The 18,429-nt window shown below is 65.3% G+C and carries 15 protein-coding genes; 6 read left to right on the forward strand and 9 right to left on the reverse strand.

Going from position 1 to position 18,429, the window contains the following annotated elements:
* Positions 1-33 precede the first annotated feature (33 nt).
* Entirely contained in the window at positions 34-1,155 is a 1,122-nt protein-coding gene (locus EET10_RS21720) for a 3-beta-hydroxysteroid dehydrogenase (RefSeq protein ID WP_051490418.1), read from the forward strand.
* 55 nt (positions 1,156-1,210) lie between these two features.
* Here the strand turns inward: EET10_RS21720 and EET10_RS21725 are convergent, their stop codons facing one another.
* The 6 genes from EET10_RS21725 to EET10_RS21750 all read right to left on the reverse strand — a co-directional run bounded on the left by EET10_RS21725 (position 1,211) and on the right by EET10_RS21750 (position 8,414).
* Positions 1,211-2,419, reverse strand: coding sequence for an HNH endonuclease signature motif containing protein (locus tag EET10_RS21725; protein ID WP_051490419.1), 1,209 nt, complete (start codon positions 2,417-2,419; stop codon positions 1,211-1,213).
* Positions 2,319-2,831 carry an FAD-dependent oxidoreductase gene (locus tag EET10_RS31095; protein WP_051490421.1) on the reverse strand — a complete coding sequence of 171 codons (513 nt, stop codon included), beginning with the start codon at positions 2,829-2,831 and terminating at the stop codon, positions 2,319-2,321. The genes EET10_RS21725 and EET10_RS31095 overlap by 101 nt, the downstream gene beginning before the upstream one ends.
* The gene (locus EET10_RS21735; RefSeq protein WP_036402196.1) at positions 2,828-3,934 is read right to left on the reverse strand and encodes a zinc-dependent alcohol dehydrogenase; all 1,107 of its coding nucleotides are present in this window, start codon (positions 3,932-3,934) and stop codon (positions 2,828-2,830) included. Before EET10_RS21735 ends, EET10_RS31095 begins: the two co-directional genes overlap by 4 nt.
* A 27-nt stretch (positions 3,935-3,961) precedes the next feature.
* Positions 3,962-5,506 carry a carboxylesterase/lipase family protein gene (locus EET10_RS21740; RefSeq protein ID WP_122502490.1) on the reverse strand — a complete coding sequence of 515 codons (1,545 nt, stop codon included), beginning with the start codon at positions 5,504-5,506 and terminating at the stop codon, positions 3,962-3,964.
* A gap of 266 nt (positions 5,507-5,772) precedes the next feature.
* The gene (locus EET10_RS21745) at positions 5,773-7,356 is read right to left on the reverse strand and encodes a gamma-glutamyltransferase family protein (RefSeq protein ID WP_063467798.1); all 1,584 of its coding nucleotides are present in this window, start codon (positions 7,354-7,356) and stop codon (positions 5,773-5,775) included.
* Positions 7,353-8,414 (reverse strand): cupin domain-containing protein, encoded by a 1,062-nt coding sequence (locus EET10_RS21750; protein ID WP_036402197.1) that lies wholly within the window; start codon positions 8,412-8,414, stop codon positions 7,353-7,355. Before EET10_RS21750 ends, EET10_RS21745 begins: the two co-directional genes overlap by 4 nt.
* Before the next feature lie 1,536 nt (positions 8,415-9,950).
* Here EET10_RS21750 and EET10_RS21755 point away from each other — a divergent pair.
* Positions 9,951-11,108, forward strand: a complete 1,158-nt coding sequence (locus EET10_RS21755) for an AI-2E family transporter (RefSeq protein ID WP_036401707.1) — start codon at positions 9,951-9,953, stop codon at positions 11,106-11,108.
* Here the strand turns inward: EET10_RS21755 and EET10_RS21760 are convergent.
* Together EET10_RS21760 and EET10_RS21765 are read right to left on the reverse strand one after the other, a co-directional pair.
* Positions 11,086-11,886, reverse strand: a complete 801-nt coding sequence (locus EET10_RS21760; RefSeq protein WP_036401710.1) for a dienelactone hydrolase family protein — start codon at positions 11,884-11,886, stop codon at positions 11,086-11,088. The genes EET10_RS21755 and EET10_RS21760 overlap by 23 nt on opposite strands.
* Positions 11,887-11,898: 12 nt before the next feature.
* Positions 11,899-12,546 carry a DUF4245 domain-containing protein gene (locus tag EET10_RS21765; protein ID WP_063467797.1) on the reverse strand — a complete coding sequence of 216 codons (648 nt, stop codon included), beginning with the start codon at positions 12,544-12,546 and terminating at the stop codon, positions 11,899-11,901.
* Positions 12,547-12,601: 55 nt separating this feature from the next.
* On the opposite strand from EET10_RS21765, the gene glpX reads away from it, so the two are divergent.
* The 4 genes from glpX to EET10_RS21785 all read left to right on the forward strand — a co-directional run bounded on the left by glpX (position 12,602) and on the right by EET10_RS21785 (position 16,923).
* Complete coding sequence (gene glpX / locus EET10_RS21770) at positions 12,602-13,690, forward strand: class II fructose-bisphosphatase (RefSeq protein ID WP_063467796.1); 1,089 nt, start codon at positions 12,602-12,604, stop codon at positions 13,688-13,690.
* Positions 13,691-13,717: 27 nt separating this feature from the next.
* Positions 13,718-15,124, forward strand: coding sequence for a class II fumarate hydratase (locus EET10_RS21775; protein WP_036401719.1), 1,407 nt, complete (start codon positions 13,718-13,720; stop codon positions 15,122-15,124).
* A 94-nt stretch (positions 15,125-15,218) separates the two neighbouring features.
* Entirely contained in the window at positions 15,219-16,181 is a 963-nt protein-coding gene (locus tag EET10_RS21780) for a hypothetical protein (protein ID WP_063467804.1), read from the forward strand.
* A gap of 31 nt (positions 16,182-16,212) precedes the next feature.
* Positions 16,213-16,923, forward strand: a complete 711-nt coding sequence (locus tag EET10_RS21785; protein ID WP_136624753.1) for a hypothetical protein — start codon at positions 16,213-16,215, stop codon at positions 16,921-16,923.
* Here EET10_RS21785 and EET10_RS21790 read toward each other — a convergent pair.
* A complete protein-coding gene (locus tag EET10_RS21790) occupies positions 16,920-18,380 on the reverse strand; it encodes an adenylate/guanylate cyclase domain-containing protein (RefSeq protein ID WP_036402199.1) in 1,461 nt (486 codons plus the stop codon). The two genes, EET10_RS21785 and EET10_RS21790, sit on opposite strands and share 4 nt — an antisense overlap.
* Positions 18,381-18,429 lie beyond the last annotated feature (49 nt).

Consider the following 18,429-nt stretch of genomic DNA (forward strand, 5'->3'; position numbering starts at 1 on the left):
GACCGTTATTCCAAACTGGAACACGTTTTAGTTATGCTTCGCCGCATGGGTGATGCATCGTTGACAACTGAACTCGGCCGCGTCCTGGTAACCGGCGGCTCAGGCTTCGTCGGGGCCAACCTGGTTACCACGCTGCTCGAGCGGGGATACCAGGTGCGTTCCTTCGACCGCGCGCCGTCGCCGCTACCCCCGCACCCGAAGCTCGAGGTGCTGCAGGGTGATATCACCGACGCGGCCACCTGCGCCACGGCAGTCGACGGCATCGACACGATTTTCCACACCGCGGCGATCATCGAGCTGATGGGCGGCGCATCGGTGACCGACGAATACCGGAAGCGCAGCTTCGCGGTCAACGTCGGCGGCACCGAGAACCTGGTGCACGGGGGGCAGCGGGCGGGGGTGAAGCGGTTCGTCTACACCTCCTCCAACAGCGTGGTGATGGGCGGCCAGAACATCGCCGGCGGCGACGAGACCATGCCCTACACCAGCCGGTTCAATGACCTGTACACCGAGACCAAGGTGGCTGCCGAGCAATTCGTGTTGTCGCAGAACGGTATTGACGGCATGCTCACCTGCGCCATCCGGCCCAGCGGCATCTGGGGCCGCGGCGACCAGACGATGTTCCGCAAGCTGTTCGAAAGCGTGGTCAAGGGCCAGGTGAAGGTGTTGGTCGGCCGAAAATCGGCGCGGCTCGACAACTCCTACGTGGACAACCTGATCCACGGATTCATTCTCGCCGCGCAGCATTTGGTGCCCGGGGGAACCGCACCCGGGCAGGCGTACTTCATCAACGACGCCGAACCCATCAACATGTTCGAGTTCGCCCGGCCGGTGGTCACGGCCTGTGGCGAAAGTTGGCCGCGGATAAGAGTTTCCGGCCGCTTGGTGCGCGACGCCATGTCAGCGTGGCAGTGGCTGCACTTCCGGTTCGGGCTGCCGAAGCCGCCGCTGGAACCCCTTGCGGTGGAGCGGCTTTACCTCGACAACTACTTTTCGATCGCCAAGGCGCAGCGTGATCTGGGCTACCGTCCGCTGTTTACCACCGAGCAGGCCACAGCCGAATGCCTGCCCTACTACAAGGACCTTTTCGAGCAGGTCAAGGCGGCAGCCAAACCCCATCTGGTGTCTGTCGTCGACGCGGCACCACCGGAGTAGCGCGAGCCCCCGAGCCGGCACCACTGGTTGGGCAGAATCTCCCCGATGTTGTGAGCTAGAAGGGCGGCGGGTCAGCCGCCATCCGGGCGTGGTTGATGCCGCGCTCCCGGCTGATCCGCGCGGCCCGTTCCTGGGCACGGGTTCGGCGGCGAGTTGGCATCATCAGTCCGCGCTTGTCCCCCGGCGGCGGCACAGCCGGAGGCGGTGCCAGTATGCCCGTCGGCATTCCTAGTGCGGGAAAGAGCTGGGCGCCAAGAGGTTCGGTTGTGTACTCATGACCGGTCGGCGAAGTCCAAATCACGGTTCCGTCCGGTTCTTGACGGTCTTGCCACCCGCTGTAGAAGGTCTTCAGCAAATGGTGGTAGCGGCACAGCAGCTTGCAGTTCGACGGATGAGTCAGACCTCGCGGATAGGGCACGGTGTGGTCGATGTCGCACACCTGCGCCGGCTGATCGCACCCGGGAAAGCGGCACGTAAGATCCCGGAAACGGATGAATTCAGCCAATGCCGCAGAGGGCCGATATCCGGCTTCCGGACGAGCCTGCGGTATCGGCAAGGGCTTGCTCCTGGCATGACCGGCCAAATCCCGCAGCAAAGCCGACGTTAGCGGGCCGAACCCCGGCAGATAGGACAACGCCTGCGAATCGCCGTCGACGGCAGCCTGCTCAGCCAGTACATGAATCACCACGCTCGTGGCCGGGCGTCGTTGTGCCGCTGGGCAATCCGAAGCCCCACACTGGCACCGTAAGACCTCCGATCCGGCAGCGAGGGCTGCCAGGGCATCGGCACGGCGTTGGTCCTTGGTGCGCGGGTCGTCCCCGCAGACCGTATCGGCCAATGCGTCAAGCCTGCGATCCAGCGCGGCCCCGTCGGTAGCGTGCAGCTGCGCGAACATTCCGGCCAGCCCTGGATGTGTCGGACCGAACTCGACGTAACGGTCCTCGGTGCGCCCTCCCGGCACGCGCAAACCAGCCGGATCAAATCGCGCAACCCACATATCAATGCGCTCAACCAATTTCGGTGCCGACAGTCGCATCCATCGCGAGGCGTGCCGGGCCAGCGCGGCGTCCAATTCCGCGATCAGCTCGGGGTCGTCGACCAGCCCAGTGCGGTAAACCACCGCAGCGATCAACCGGAAGTCAATATCGCCGCGCGCGAAGACCTCAGCAACCCAGGGCAGGCGCTCCCGCAACGCAATCGCGTGGCGCAACCGCCCCGCCGCCCGGCCACGACTGATGCGCAACGCGGCGGCGACTTCGGCCACCACATTCTCGTGTCCGTCGATGGCCCAGTCCAGCCGATCGGCGTCGTCTTCGGGCCATGCGCCAAAGGCTACCGTCGTGCTCGAGGCGGCGGACCTCACGGCCGTAGCGGATCAACTCGTCGACGCCATAGCGGCGGGCCACGGCCTCGAAGTACGCGAGAATCTCGGGGCCGGGTGCGAACGCGTGGCTCCATTCCGGATTCGGCGCGAAGCTGTAGGTGTACAGGTGTGCCGGCACATCGCAGGCGATCCCGGGGTAGGTGTTCTCCCGCCAGGTTCCGCCCAGCCGGTCCGCTTTCTCATACACCGCGACGTCGGTGAAGCCGGCCTCGCGCAGCTTGATGGCGACCAGCACTCCGGCCATTCCGGCGCCGATGACGACGAAGCGCAGGCCAGCCCGATCCGGACTCACGGGGTGATCACTGCGTGCACGGGCGGCAGACCGGCACGCTCACCGGCCATGGTGGCGAGCAGGTCCTCGGCGTCCTCGAGTCGCACGCAGCATCGTGGCAGGCTCTCGAACGGGTAGCGCCCCGATGCCAGCAGCGCCAGCGCAGCCCGGTAGGCGACGACGTCCACCCCGAGCGCGCCGAGGATGCGCAGCTCCTTGAACACCACCAGGTCCGGCGAGAATCCGGGAACCCCGGCGACGGCGCCTCTGGTGCCCGCGACCACGACCGTTCCGGCGGGCCGCGCGAGCGCGATCGCCTGTGCGAACGCTGCCGGCGCCTTGGCGGTGACGTCGACGACGACGTCGGCCAGCCCACCTGTCGCATTATGCAGCGCCGCCACCGGGTCGTCCGTCGCGACGTCGACGGCGAGGTCCACGCCGAACTCGGGAGCCAGTGCCAGCCGGTCGGCGTCGCGGGGACCCAGCCCGGTCAGCATGACGAATGCCGCGCCGGCTTCCTTGGCCGCCACCGCGGCGCACAGTCCACGGACACCCGGTCCGAGCACCGCGACCACGTCACCCGCACCCGTTCCTGGAACCGTTGTACCCCAACGTATTCCGGCTCCCAGCGGATTGAACAAGGTGGCCACCGCGGGAGTAAGACCGGCCGGCACCGGCAACACCATCGAGTCGGGCGCCAGGTATTGGTATTCGGCGTAGCCGCCCCACAGGCCCGGCGCATGGTCGACCGGGATGAAGCCGTACATGTCGGCCAGGCCGTGGCGTGCACAGCGGCGGTACTCACCGGCGAGGCAGTTCGCGCACTGACGGCACGACTGGAACACCTCGACCGCCACCCGGTCGCCGGCGGCAACTCCCCAGCGCCGGGCCGCTTTAGACCCGATCGCCTCGATGATCCCCACGGTTTCGTGACCGGGAACGAACGCGAAGCCACCGCTGAGCTCTCCGGTGTATTGCTCGTGGTCGGTGCCGCACAATCCGCAGGCTTCCACCCGCACCAGCGCGTCGTCAGCGCCGACCTCCGGCACCGCAAGCTCCCGGACAACCAGGCGGCGCGGCGCCTCCAGGACCAGCGCTCGTGACGTCGTGGCGCCCGCGCTCATCGCACCCACCTCTCGATCCAGCCACGGCTAGCGGAAGCCGACGACCTCGCCGCCCCAGGCAGCTCGGATGTGGCCGTCGAGATCGCGCGCGACAGTGTCGGTTCTGTTGATGACCAGGCAGACCCGGTCGGCGTCGTCGTACGACGGCCAGTCCGGCTCGCCCACCGGACCCGCGGGCTTGCCGTGCCTGGCGAAGTTGACCCACCGGGTCCGCACTCTGCCCGAAACCGCCTTGGCGGTCCTGACGCCGCCCAGGCGCAGCGTCGGGTCGTGGGGACCCCCGAGATTGCCCCAGACATAAGGTAATTCGGTCGCGTGCGCGGCGTTGACCAGCAGCAGCTTCAGCAACGGCGTCGAATAGTCGAAGCGGTACAGGTATACCGGCGCCACCTTGCGGTGTCCGTCAGCCAGCCACACCGAGGGCATCCGGAAGCCGACATCGGTGGCGATGCTCAGCGGCCGGGCCTTGCGCCGGATGCGCGAATAGGCCAGCCCGATCTGCTCCTCGGTGGGCAATTGCAGGTCGGGCTGTTCGGCGGCGATCTGAGTGAACATCGACGTGATCGCGTGCGGAGTGATCGGCATCAGCGGCGAGCGCATCAACCGAAACAACGCCGCCTCGTGCTTGTTGGTGCCGATGATCAGCGGGACGGGCTGGGAGCGGCCCTCCTGCGCCACTTTGACCGGGTAGTCGTCCAACAGATCACCGTCGACGATCGGGACGAACGCCAGCGTGCCGGGATTACGTACCGGGACTTCGTCGAACACTTCTTTCGCCGCGCCGACGATCGTGGCGATGGGGACATCGACCAGCCGGTCCGGCTCGGACGTGGCGATACCCAGTTTGTCCAAAATGCACACCGCCGCCCGCCGGGCCCTGTCGCGGTCGTATACCGAGGTGGCCGGCGAACTCTGGGCGATTGCGCGCCCGAACAGCCCGGCCGCCGCCGGGACGGCCAGCAGGGTCGTGACGATCCCCGCTCCCGCGGATTCGCCGAACAGCGTGACGTTGCCGGGATCACCGCCGAACCCCGCGATGTTGTCGCGGATCCACTGCAACGCGGCCAGCACGTCGCGCAGCCCGATATTGGAGTCGAAACGTCGCCGTGCGGTGCCCAACGACGACAGGTCGAGAAAGCCCAGCACTCCGAGCCGGTAGTTGATGGTCACCACCACCACGTCACCGCTGGCGGCCAGCCGCCGGCCGTCGTAGAGGGGCTGGCTGCCCGACCCCAGCAGGTAGGCGCCGCCGTGCAGCCACACCATCACGGGTTTGCCGTCGCCGGGTTGGGTGCCGGGCGGTGCCCAGACGTTCAGCCGCAGACAGTCCTCGCCCTGGGGCGCTCCCAAATCGAGTGGCATGTTCGGGATGACCGGCTGCGGGCAGGCCGGGCCGAAGCTGGTGGCGTCGGCCACCTCGGTCCATCGCTGCGGCGGTTGTGGCCCCCGGAAGCGCAGGTCGCGCAGCGGCGGCGCGGCATACCGCACGCCTTTCCAGGTCTTCGCCGACACGTCGCCGGTGCCCCGGACCGGGCCGTAGCTGGTTTCGACCACGCAGTCGTCGATCGCCATACGCCTGAAGCTCCCATTCCCGTGCCTGATGTCAGGTTAACGACCGGCCGTCGCACAACTCCGATAGCCTGGCTCGGCGCGGATCGGGCCGTGTCCCCCCTTTTTCCCATTCCTGACCTTCCACGTACGCCGTGGCATACCTCCCGGGCACGCTCGCCGAGTCTGTCGGCCTGGGTGCCGCACGGATGTAGGAGTGCCAGCGGTGACTGAGACCGACTTCTGCCAACTAAGGTTGGCCAGGCTCGGCAACCAACGCAACAGGGACGTTAGAACCCGACCGCTTGGCCGTCGCGTCGGGGATCGCTTGCAGCTAGGTAGCCGTCGTCCAGACACCAGATCGCCTGGCAACTACCGAATTGGTTGTAGTCGTCAACCGTAACCAACTCATGCCCACGTCTAGTCAGCTCGTCGACGGTTGACGCGGGAAAGCCGTCCTCCACGGTGACCTGCATGCCTTGCACCACTCGGAAACGTGGACCATCGCATGCGGTTTGCGGATTTTGACCGTAGTCAACGATCCGTACCACGACTTGCGTCTGGCCCTGCGGCTGCATGGTGCCGCCCATCACCCCGAAGCTCATCACCGGGCTGCCGTCCTTGGTCACAAACCCCGGCACGATAGTGTGGTAGGGCCGCTTTCTGGGTCCGACCTGGTTCGGATGGCCTTGCTGTGCCACGAAATTCGCGCCCCGATTGTGCAACGAGATACCGGTGCCGGGGACCACCACGCCAGAACCGAAGCCCATGTTGTTGGACTGGATCATCGACACCATCATCCCAGCGCTGTCTGCGGCCGTGAGGTAAACCGTTCCGCCGCTTGGCATGCCGGCGTCAAACGGCTGCGCCAGCCGCATGTCAATCTGGGCCGCCCTGGCGGCCAAGTACTCGTCGTCGAGGAGTTGGACCGGGGCGAACTGCATGTAGTCAGGGTCGCCGACATAGGCCTGCGCATCGGCGAAAGCCAGTTTGATCGCCTCGATCTGCACATGCACACTGTCTGCTGAATCGACACCAAACGCGGCCATGTCGAAGTGCCGCAGAATGCCCAACGCGATCAACGCGACGATGCCCTGACCGTTCGGCGGAATCTCGTGCACCGTGTAGCCGCGGTAACCATGGCTGATCGGTGTCACCCAGTCCGCACGGTGTGCAGCAAGGTCGGCCACCGTCATGACTCCACCGTGCGACTTCGCATGTGCCGCCATGATTTCCGTCAGCTGCCCGTGGTAGAAGGCGGCCCCGTTGCTGGCCGCGATCTTTTCCAACGTGCACGCGTGGTCGGCAAACCGGAAGACCTCGCCGGCCCGCGGCGCCCGCCCGTCGGGCAGGAACGCCTCACCGAAGCCCGGCTGACCCTCCAGCAGCGAAACCTGTGCTGCCCACTGTTTAGCGATCGTCGGGGAGACCGGGAACCCGTTGCGCCCGTAATCGATTGCCCGCTCGAAGAGGGCAGCGAAGGGCAGCCGTCCAAATCGCGCGTGCAACTCAACCCACGCCGACACCGCTCCGGGCACGGTCACCGCATTCCAGCCCAAGCTCGGTACGCCTTGCTCACCGAAATACTCCGGGGTCCACCCGGCGGGTGAGCGACCCGAGGCGTTGAGGCCATGCAACTGGCCGCCGTCCCACACGATCGCGAAAGCATCTGACCCAATGCCGTTGGACACGGGTTCCACCAGGGTCAGCGTGATCGCCGTCGCAAGGACCGCATCAACGGCGTTGCCGCCCTGAGCCAGCATTCGCAACCCGGCCTGCGCCGCGAGTGGCTGCGAGGTGCACACCACATTGCGGGCCAGCACCGGTGTCCGGGGCCATCCATAGCGAAGTTCCCACGAGGGCGACACCGTCACTCCCCCATCGCTCGTTCATCCAGCGGGTTGTTTCGCGTCACGATCAGCGGATCGGTGTTGGTGAACGGGAATTGCGGCAGGTCGTCGATGTGAGTGTTGAATGTGGCGGCGAGGACCTCGCGGGAATACGCGCTGACCGACGCCCGGTACCCGATGTCACCCGGGGTCGGCTGGTCGAAAAAGATCGCGAAGTGGATGTCGGGCGCGTCGACGACCTCGATGTGATGGGGGTAGGCCCGCGGGACGAAGTACACGTCGCCCTGGTTGAGGTAATATGTGTCGAGCGATCCATCGGGATCCATGATCGTCATCCGCGCGGAACCTGTTTGTACGTAACCCATCTCGGCGGTGATCGGATGCCAATGCGGTTCGCGCATTCCATCTTCACGCACTCGCAGCGAGTACATCGACAGGTCCTTCAGCGCCGGCCAGAACTGTACCCGCGCCAGCCGTGCCGAGCCGACGGCAATGCCGACCGGCGGGCTCTGCGCCTCCACGGAGAACTTGTGCGGATCGTTAAACCAAGCGGTGGCAGGCACATTCGGCTTGCCGACCCGGGCCGCCAGCGCACGATCGGTGGTGTCGCGGCGCAGTGCAGCGAAGTCCGACGCCGGCAGGTCGTAGGTGTTGCCCAGCACCGCGTCGGTCATTGCTCCGAACGCCGCGCCCAGACCGAAATCCTCTGGGCGCTCGCTGCGGAAGGCGATGATGAACTCCGCCACGTCCTCCCCGATGTTTTCGATATGGTGCAGCGATCCCGAATCGATGTGGAACATGTCTCCGGCGCTGACGACAAAGCTGGCGAACTGGCTATAGGCGTCAAGGACTGAGACCAGCGACGTTCCGGAGACGCAATAGGTCAACTCGTTGGCGTTGGCGTGCCAGTGCGGTGTACGCATCGCACCCGGATGGATGACCACCCGTTTGATGGACATTCCGCGCAGTATCGGAAAGTTGTCGCCCGTCAGACGCCGGATGGAGCCCAGATCGGACTCCTCAACGATCTCACCCTCAACGAGGGATGCCGCATGCCTGCTAGAACGATCTGAAGTTGCCACTCCGAGTTCCTCACATCCTGTTTGAACCACTGTCGGCTTGCTGCCGGTCTGCTGGTCGAGACATCGCGGCTGCCGGGCGTGTTCGGCGGACACCATCGCGTCCATGACGACCACCGAGCACAACGCCGCGAGCAGCCGGGTGCGCCTCGATCACCGGGACAACATCGCACGCCATCGCCGAAACCTCGTAGCCCAGCAAAGTAATAGGTGAATTCTGCTTTGCTCATGTTCTGGCATGACGCCTCGATGTGCTGGCTAGCGACAATAGTAACGCGCGAATCTGAAGTTAGTATGTGATTTAATTGCTAGCTTGCTGACAGTTCGCTAATCGAGCGCTGAGAGCTTCGATTTTAACGCGCCACTGCTGGACTACTTGATGAGTAGTATGTGCCCGTACGCGGAGCGCCCAGACTGGGTACAGACTCGCATGTCATAATGGTCGGCTCGAGCGGCAAACACCACGCTATACCAGATACGGCTCGCAAACACCAGACCGCGGTTGCGGTGCATGCCTAATGCCTACCGACGGCCGCTTTGATTTCCTGGAATGACGGTATCGGCAACCCATCGATGTATCTCTAACGCTTTCTAATAATCGAGGTGTATCAGTTTATTGAAAAATCCGATCGAAGATCAGCTGAATCCCCTCTATACTGTGGCGGCTGGATTTATTCGTTGCGTCAAAGTAATTCCGTGGCCGCGGCCAGATGGGGGCCGCTCCCACTGCAATGGACCGCCAACGATCAGGTAAATCGGTGCGATAGGTGCATCCGCCAGCCGACGATGTCGTTGGCGGCAACGTGGGCACCGCCGCCGACTAACGCCATGTCTAGCGGATTTTCCCGAAATATCCAGTCAGATAGGCAGCACCCTGCGATGATTAAATCTTTAGTCAAGCAGCTAACAGCCAGGCGGCTTCGACGCACTCGCCGCGGCATGAGAACGTGCGCGATAACCAGGGTGGATCCGCAGCAGTGGACCAAGGCGGTTGAGGAATCGTGAGTGCCTTAGTCGATCAGCTTTGTCCCAAATCCAGTACGGGACATATCGATATATCTATCCCGGGAGTAAAATCGACACCACGCAGACGCTTATGGCGGCAGATGAAGATCGATGATAATCCTCGCGCCGGACAGTCGCTAGCGCTGATGGCGGCCCGTCGTGTCAAATCATACAGCCGTATTAACAGTTTGCTAGAATAGCATTTGCTTCGGGACGATAATCGAACATGTCCTTCCGAACTCCCTACTCGACGATAATTTTTGTGAGGTAGTTGCCAATTTTCGTGTCAGCTAGCAGGTTTGGCACAGCCCCTTCACGACAACCGCGAGCAACGTCCAGGCACTCCGGCGCTCTAGTCCTGGCTGCCCATCCGATTCCAATGAGGACACGCCGTGAGTCTTGAGCACGGGCTCGCCATGTTCACCGCGAGCGGAGTTCGGATCCCACGCGGGCACCGAAAAATCTCGACCCCGGCCGGGGGCCGCCGGTTAGGGTGACGCTCAACATCGATGCGGAGGGCGGCCGGGCCTAGGCATGAATACCGAATTCACGCTCAGCCAGAAACGTGCGCTGGCGGTCCTCACCCTGGTCGCCCTGCTGTTCGGCGCGTACTTCCTGCGTGACTATTTCGTGCTCATCGTGGTAGCGGCGGTCGGCGCGTATCTGTTCACGCCACTGTTCAATTGGTTCAACAAGCGGCTGAGCACCGGCTTGTCGGCCACGTGCACGGTGTTGACGGCATTGGCCAGTGTGTTCATTCCGGTCGCGCTGTTGGTGGTGCTGGCCATAGTCCAGGTCGCCCGGATGGTCGACAACGTCGCCGAGTGGTTCAAGACCACCGATCCCAGCCAGCTCGGCGACAAGGTTCTGCACCTGGTCAACGACTTGCTGGCCCGGGTGCCGTTCCTGCATGTGACCGTGACTCCCGAGATGTTGCGAAACACGATGATTTCTGCGGCTCGCACCGTCGGCACTTGGCTGCTGCATGTCTTGCAGGGCGCGGCCGGAAGCCTCGCCGGCGCAATCACGTCCGCCATCATCTTTCTGTATGTCTTCGTGGCACTGCTGTTGAACCGGGACAAGTTACGGACGCTGATCGGCCAGCTCAACCCGCTGGGCGAGGAAGTCACCGACTTGTACCTGCGCAAGATGGGCTCGATGGTTCGCGGCACCGTCAACGGCCAGTTCGTCATCGCCCTGTGCCAAGGGGTGGCCGGCGCCGCGTCCATCTACCTCGCCGGGTTTCACCACGGGTTCTTCATCTTCGCGATCGTGCTGACCGCGCTGTCGATCATTCCGCTGGGCGGCGGGATCGTGACGATCCCGTTCGGCATCGGGATGATCTTCTACGGCAACATCGCGGGCGGCGTGTTCGTGGTGCTCTGGCACCTGCTGGTGGTCACCAACATCGACAACTTCTTACGACCGATCCTGGTTCCGCGCGACGCCCGGCTGAACTCGGCGCTGATGTTGCTCTCGGTGTTCGCGGGCATCGGCATGTTCGGCCCGTGGGGCATCATCATCGGTCCGGTGCTGATGATCCTCATCGTCACCACCATCGACGTCTACCTGGCGGTGTACAAGGGGGTCGAACTCAAGCAGCACCACGACCCACCCACCCGTCGCAAGTGGCTTTCGCGCCGAACCGGGAACACCCCGGCCGGCGCGACTACTGACTCAGTCGATCCGTGAGGAATTCGGCCACGCGCTTGCGGGCTTCGTATGCCGCCTGACCGTCCACCTCGCGGACCTCGTCGGTGAGCACCGAATGCGCCATCCGGCTGAAGCCGTCCGCGTTGCCCGGGCTGGAGTCGATCTCGATCACCGCGAATGCGTCGCCGAGTCGCTGCTTGAGCGTGGCGAACCGTTCCCGCGGCGCCATCTTGTCCTCGCTGAAACGCAACCCCATGGCGCACAAGCCGTCGTTGGCGCAGCGGTCGGCGACGACTCGAAGCTCGGATTCGCTCAGCCCGGGGTCGCGACGCTGTGCGGGCGTCAGCGGCAGTGGCACCGAGGGCTGGCTGAGCACTGGGGCGAGCACACTGTCGTCGACCGCGGCAGCCAGCGCGAAGCCGCCGGTGAAACATTGGCCGATCACGCCGACACCCTTACCGGGGGTCGACGCGTTGAGGTCGCGCGCCAGCGCCCGCAGAAACTGCGCCACCGGGCGTTGCTTGTCGGTGGCCATCGCCGCGAATTCCCTTGCCACGCAGGCCCGGCTGATCGTAGCCGCCATATAACCCGCCGACACCGCCTTGCCCGGCTCACCGAACAGCGACGGGATGGCCACGGTGAACCCGTTGTCCACCAGGTGGTTGCCCAGGCCCAGCACTCCGGGGTGAATGCCCGGGATCTCCGGGATCAGCACCACTCCCGGGCCGGACCCCTTGCGATAGACGTCGTGGGTGTAGCCGCCACCGGTGAAGGGCGTTGACGACCACCCGGACAGGTCTGCTTCGGGTCCGCTCACGATACGTCTCTCCTAACGGTTCGGGGCCAACGGCGGCTGCGACTGGGTCGCAGCGGCCAGCGTGCGGAACTCCTCGGCGTTGCCCGCACCGGTGATCGCGACCTGGGTGGGACCGGCCGTGCTGGCCAGCCTGGTGGTCCACACCGGCTCGAATGCGCCGTTTTTGTCGGCGCCTTCATACACGATCCAGTTGGTTCCGTCGACGTCGACGGTTCCGGTGGGGTACATGCCCGGATGGATGGAACCGACCAGCTTGTCCTCGTCGGCGTTGCTCTGAGTCAGGCTCAGGTACATCCCCGTCGGGCTGATGTATCCCACGGTTGAGGTGGCCGCGTTCAGCCGCTGACCGGCAGACGTATCGGTCCGGCCGTTCTCGATGCCGCCACGACCACCGGAGTTGGGTTGCCATCCCGGGGGCAGTACCGGCAGCCGGATCGGGAACCCCAGCGTAGCGGCGTCTGCCCGTAATGCCCTCGCCGCGTCGTAGGACGGGATCCGTCCCCGGCTGGTCCCGCCCGGCTGCAACGAACACATCCCGACCAGGCCCGCCAGCACGATGCAGCCGATCACCAGCGGCACCAGCGACCAGAACATGTCGCGACCGTCCTGCAGCAACCGTGGTTTGGCCGGCTTCGGGGCAGGCTGCGGCTCAACAGTCACCCGGCCAGTATCCCAGCTCGTGCCGCGTGATTCGCTTCTGGGACAATCACCAACCATGACTGCACAGGGATCCGGTTCGTCGCCGGCGACCGTTGCGAAAACCGACCCTTCGGCCACCCGACCGGCGCGCGGGGAGGCGCCGGACCGCAACCTGGCCCTGGAGTTGGTGCGGGTCACCGAGGCCGGCGCCATGGCCGCCGGGCGCTGGGTGGGCCGCGGCGACAAAGAGGGCGGCGACGGCGCGGCGGTCGACGCGATACGTGAGCTGGTGAACTCGGTCTCGATGCGCGGCGTCGTGGTGATCGGCGAGGGCGAAAAAGACCATGCGCCGATGTTGTACAACGGCGAAGAAGTCGGCAACGGCGACGGCCCGGAATGCGACTTCGCCGTGGACCCGATCGACGGCACCACGCTGATGAGCAAAGGCATGCCCAACGCCATCTCGGTGCTGGCGGTGGCCGATCGCGGCGCGATGTTCGACCCGTCGGCGGTGTTCTACATGAATAAGATCGCCGTCGGCCCCGACGCCGCACACGTACTGGACATCACCGCCCCGATTTCGGAAAACATCCGGGCCGTGGCCAAGGTCAAGGAATTGTCGGTACGGGACATGACGGTGTGCATCCTGGACCGCCCACGGCACGCGCAGCTGATCCACGACGTGCGCGCCACCGGGGCGCGGATCCGGCTGATCACCGACGGTGACGTAGCCGGCGCGATCTCGGCGTGCCGCCCCGAGTCGGGCACCGACATGCTGGCCGGCATCGGCGGCACTCCGGAGGGCATCATCACCGCGGCGGCCATCCGGTGCATGGGCGGGGCGATCCAGGCGCAGCTGGCGCCCAAGGACGAGGCCGAACGCCGCAAGGCGCTGGACGCCGGCCATGATGTCGAGCGAGTACTGACCACCGAGGATCTGGTGTCCGGCGAGAACGTCTTCTTCTGCGCCACCGGGGTCACCGACGGCGACCTGCTCAAGGGTGTGCGCTATTACCCCGGCGGCTGTACCACCCAGTCGATCGTGATGCGGTCGAAGTCGGGCACCGTGCGAATGATCGAGGCCTACCACCGGCTTTCGAAGCTCAACGAGTACTCGGCAATCGACTTCACCGGCGACACCAACGCCGCCTACCCGCTCCCCTGACCCACCCCACAACCAAGGACCCTATCTATGGCCGAGGACCCCGAATACCGCATCGAACACGACACCATGGGCGAGGTCAGGGTGCCGGCGAAAGCGTTGTGGCGCGCGCAAACCCAGCGTGCGGTGGAAAACTTCCCGATCTCCGGGCGGGGCCTGGAGCGCGCCCAGATCCGCGCCCTGGGCCTGTTGAAAGGCGCCTGCGCGCAAGTGAACAAGGACCTCGGCTTGCTGGCGCCGGAAATGGCCGACGCCATCATCGCCGCCGCAGCCGAGATCGCCGACGGTCAACACGACGACCAGTTCCCCATCGACGTCTTCCAGACGGGTTCGGGTACCAGCTCCAACATGAACACCAACGAGGTGATCGCCAGCATCGCCGCCGCCAACGGTGTTGCGGTGCACCCCAACGACGACGTCAATATGTCGCAGTCGTCGAACGACACCTTCCCCACCGCAACCCATATCGCGGCCACCGAGGCCGCGGTCAGCCATCTCATCCCGGCACTGCAGGTCTTGCACGATGCGCTGGCGGCCAAGGCTCTTGAGTGGCAGACGGTGGTGAAGTCGGGCCGGACCCACCTGATGGATGCCGTCCCGATCACCCTCGGTCAGGAATTCAGCGGATACGCCCGCCAGATCGAGGCCGGCATCGAAAGAGTGCGCGCCACGCTGCCGCGGCTGGGCGAACTGGCGATCGGCGGCACCGCCGTCGGTACCGGCCTCAACGCGCCCGAGGCCTTCGGCGTCAAGGTGGTGTCAGTACTGGTGGCTCAGACCGGCCTGTCCGAATTGCGGACGGCGGCGAACTCTTTCGAGGCCCAAGCCGCCCGGGACGGATTGGTGGAGGCGTCGGGGGCGTTGCGCACCATCGCGGTGTCGCTGACCAAGATCGCCAACGACATCCGCTGGATGGGCTCCGGCCCGTTGACCGGGCTGGCCGAAATCCGGCTGCCGGACCTGCAGCCGGGCAGCTCGATCATGCCGGGGAAGGTGAATCCGGTTATCCCCGAGGCGGTTACGCAGGTGGCCGCGCAGGTGATCGGCAACGATGCCGCAGTCGCCTGGGGCGGAGCCAACGGCGCCTTCGAACTCAACGTCTACATCCCGATGATGGCCCGCAACATCCTCGAGTCGTTCAAGCTGCTGACTAACGTCTCGACGTTGTTCGCCCACCGCTGCATCACCGGGCTGACCGCCAACGTCGAGCACCTGCGTGAACTGGCCGAGTCGTCACCGTCGATCGTCACGCCGCTGAACTCGGTCATCGGTTACGAGGAGGCGGCCGCCGTCGCCAAGCAGGCACTCAAGGAGCGAAAGACCATCCGCCAGACCGTCATCGATCGCGGCCTGGTGGGCGACAAGCTCTCGATCGAGGAGCTCGATCGCCGCCTCGACGTGTTGGCGATGGCCAAGGTCGAAGCGGCCGACGACTAGGCCGGTCGATACCGGCGTCACGCGGATCTGCGGTGGCGCGAATGCACGGCTACCTTGGTTGAGGTAGTCCCTGAAAGCGAGGGTGGTTCAGCAGATGACGGCACCTCCGGGCGGCCCATACGGCCAAGATCCGAATCAGTATGGGCAGCAACCCTATTGGGGTGGCCAGCCGCAGGGCGGGCCGTACCCGTACCCGCCGGGCGGCCCGTACGCCAACCCTCAAGGGACGGATCCCTACGGCGCGCCCCCCTACCCGCCCCAGCAATATCCGCAACCCGGCCAGCAATATCCGCCCGGCTGGCCCCCGGGGCAGTACCCGCCCGGACCACCGCCGAAGCCGCCCGGCTCGAAGGTGCCGTGGCTGATCCTCGCCGGCGTCGCGCTGGTGGGCGTGATCGCGCTGGTAATCGTCCTGGTGGTGGTGCTCAACCACCGCAACAGCTCGGTCACCGCCAACTCCCCGAGTCCCTCGGCGACGACGGGCGCCCCGAGCTCCGGGCCCAACGGTTCTCAGCAGACCGCGACCGACTGCACGCCCAACGTGTCCGGCGGCGACAAACCCGAGAACGGCACGATCAGCGCCGGCAAACTGTCGTTTCCGGCCAGCGTGGCACCGGGATGGGCACCGTTCTCCGACGACCAGAGCCCTAATCTGATCGACGCGGTAGGTGTGGGCCAAGAGGTGCCCGGCGCCAGCCAGTGGATGATGCAGGCCGAAGTCGCGATCACCAACTTCGTCTCCAGCATGGACGTCGGCAAGCAAGCCTCGAAGCTGATGCAATGTGTGGCCAGCGGCCCGGGCTATTCGCAGTCCCAGCCCACCCTGGGGCCGACGAAGACGTCGTCGATCACCGTCGACGGAGTCAAGGCCGCCCGCGTGGACGCCGACATCACGATCGCCGACACCTCACGCCACGTGAAGGGTGACACCGTTACCATCGTCGCGGTGGACACCAAACCGGTCACCACCTTCATGGGCGCGACACCCATCGGTGATGCCGGCTCAGCGGCAACGATCAGTAAGGTCATCGCCGCCCTGAAGGTGTCGAAATCGTGACGGATCGCGGTTGCGCGGCCATACTTCCGATATGGCTCGACTGATACGCAGGTACTGCCTCGCGTTGGCGGCGGTCCTAGCGGTAGTGACCTCGGCGTGGGCGGTCATCTCAGTGCCGGCGGCAGCGGTGCCGGCAACCCCCAGTGGCGAGATCTGGCAATGGGCGTTGGGAAAAAACATGCTCACCGACGCGACGTTGCGGGACTACCTCAACTCGGCGCCGGGCGGACCCGGCCGGGTTTGCTACGGAGACCCCAAACTCTGCCAGCAGTCAACCCCCGACCCGCAGGACATCCGCGCGCTGACCGATATCGTCCGAGTCCCCAGCGAGGGGTTCGGGCTGGTTCCTGACGAACACGGCACCGTGGTGAGCGTCGTGTTGTACAACGACATCCGCGAACAGAAATACCTCTACCGGGGCAAACTACCCGAAGGATGGACCTGGGACAGCACCGCCACCGACGTCGGAGCCGTCTTCGGCACACCCAACATGGTGGCCGGCTTCGAGCAGCAACCCTACATTCCGATCGCCTTCAAATACCAGACAGCCGATCATCTCTACGATCTGCGGGTCGAATTCGCCGCCACCACAGCCGATGAGTTGCCCGGCGCACACATGCGCACCATCGCGGTCAGCCAGGCGCCGGGCGCCCCCGCCAGCCAGACCGCGGTATCGACGAGTGCACCCGCACCGGCATCGGTGTCGGTGTCGCCGGCGGCGACCCGTCCCCCCAACGCCTAGCCTAGCTTCGCATCGCCGACGGGTGCCGAGACGTGCGTGGCTTCGGAGCGGCCACGCAGCACCGTGGAATAGCACTCGGCCCAGCGTCCACGCTCGTCCTCGGCGGCGCGCTCGACGGCCGCCGCCGAGCACAGGATCCGCCGGTCCGATGTTTTGGCGAGATCGGCCAGCCGCGCGGCTTCATTGACGGCGTCGCCGACAACGGTGTACTCGTGCCGGTTTTCGGCGCCGATATTGCCGGCAAACACCCGTCCTGCCGACACGCCGATCCCGAAGTCGACCACGGGCAGCTCGTGTAACCGGGTCGCCAGCGCACGCGCCGTCGCCAGCGCCGCCGACGCCGGTCGGCTGGTGCGCAGCGGCGCTCCGAAGATCGCCAGCGCCGCGTCACCCTCGAACTTGTTGACCAGACCCTGATATTCGTCCACGGCGTCCACGACTATCCGGAAGAAGTCGTTGAGCACGTGGGCCACCTCCTGCGGCGGACGATTTTCGGCCAACTGCGTCGAACCCACCAAGTCGATGTAGAGGACTGCCGCCTCCACCACGTCGCCCGACAGCGCCGAGCCCTCTTCGATGGCGCGGCGGGCGACATCCGTTCCGACGTACCGGCCGAACAGGTCACGCAGCCGCTCCCGTTCCTCGAGCCCGGCGACCATCCGGTTGAATCCGGTTTGCAGTCGCCCTATTTGGGAACGTTCGTAGGCGCCGACGTAGGTTGCAATGTTGCCGCGTTCGACCTGCGCCATCGCATCGACGATCTCGTCGAGCGGATCGGAAATGGATCGCGACGTCAGGATCATCGTCGGCAGCCCAAGCAGCAGCGCTGCCAGCGACACCACCAAAATGGGCACATCCAACGATGCCGACTCCTGAATCAGCCAGCCATAGGACCGCAGTACGACAAAGGCGGCAATCACCCCGATCGGGATCGCGCTGCACAAAAACCACAACAGAACCAGTCGCGCCAACACGCCGGGGACCGCCAGGCGCGGCTGACATCCTCGGGTGGCCACTCCCATGATCGGCCGCAGGGTGCGTTGTGCGAGCAGCAAGCCGGTGCCCGCGGCGGCGGGTCCACCTAGCAGCACACCGAGCAGGATGGGCAGCAATATCTTGGCGCCGTAAGCATGATTGATCAGCATCAGCACCGAGCCGGACGCTGACCAGGCACCTACCAAGATGGCCGACTGGCGGCCGCCAAGCTTGATCGCGGCCTGTCGCTGCTGCGGGGTGGGCTCGTCGCCGGGGACGAACCATCGCAGCGTGGGAGCCAGGAGGACAACACCACCCACCGCGACGCCGACCGTCCCCAAAACGACCAACACCGATACCAATGCCATGTTTTTCTCGACGAAGTCGACGTAGGTGTGGCCTCTGAGCGGAATCAAGACAGCCGATGCGTCGAGGACGGCGAGGACGTAGGCGAGGCCGAGGCCGAGCGCATAGTGAGCCAACAACCTGCGGGCGCTTCGTGGATGCGCTTCGGCTGCGGATACGCGAGCC

The organism is Mycobacterium pseudokansasii (assembly GCF_900566075.1).
GTDB lineage: Bacteria > Actinomycetota > Actinomycetes > Mycobacteriales > Mycobacteriaceae > Mycobacterium > Mycobacterium pseudokansasii.

Excerpts from the sequence above, each read along its gene's own strand:
- EET10_RS21755 (WP_036401707.1), top strand. The coding sequence starts at position 9,951 with ATGAATACCGAATTCACGCTCAGCCAGAAACGTGCGCTGGCGGTCCTC.
- glpX (WP_063467796.1), top strand. The coding sequence starts at position 12,602 with ATGACTGCACAGGGATCCGGTTCGTCGCCGGCGACCGTTGCGAAAACC.
- EET10_RS21780 (WP_063467804.1), top strand. The coding sequence starts at position 15,219 with ATGACGGCACCTCCGGGCGGCCCATACGGCCAAGATCCGAATCAGTAT.
- EET10_RS21785 (WP_136624753.1), top strand. The coding sequence starts at position 16,213 with ATGGCTCGACTGATACGCAGGTACTGCCTCGCGTTGGCGGCGGTCCTA.
- EET10_RS21735 (WP_036402196.1), bottom strand. The coding sequence starts at position 3,934 with ATGAGCGCGGGCGCCACGACGTCACGAGCGCTGGTCCTGGAGGCGCCG.
- EET10_RS21740 (WP_122502490.1), bottom strand. The coding sequence starts at position 5,506 with ATGGCGATCGACGACTGCGTGGTCGAAACCAGCTACGGCCCGGTCCGG.
- EET10_RS21775 (WP_036401719.1), top strand. The coding sequence starts at position 13,718 with ATGGCCGAGGACCCCGAATACCGCATCGAACACGACACCATGGGCGAG.
- EET10_RS21720 (WP_051490418.1), top strand. The coding sequence starts at position 34 with ATGCTTCGCCGCATGGGTGATGCATCGTTGACAACTGAACTCGGCCGC.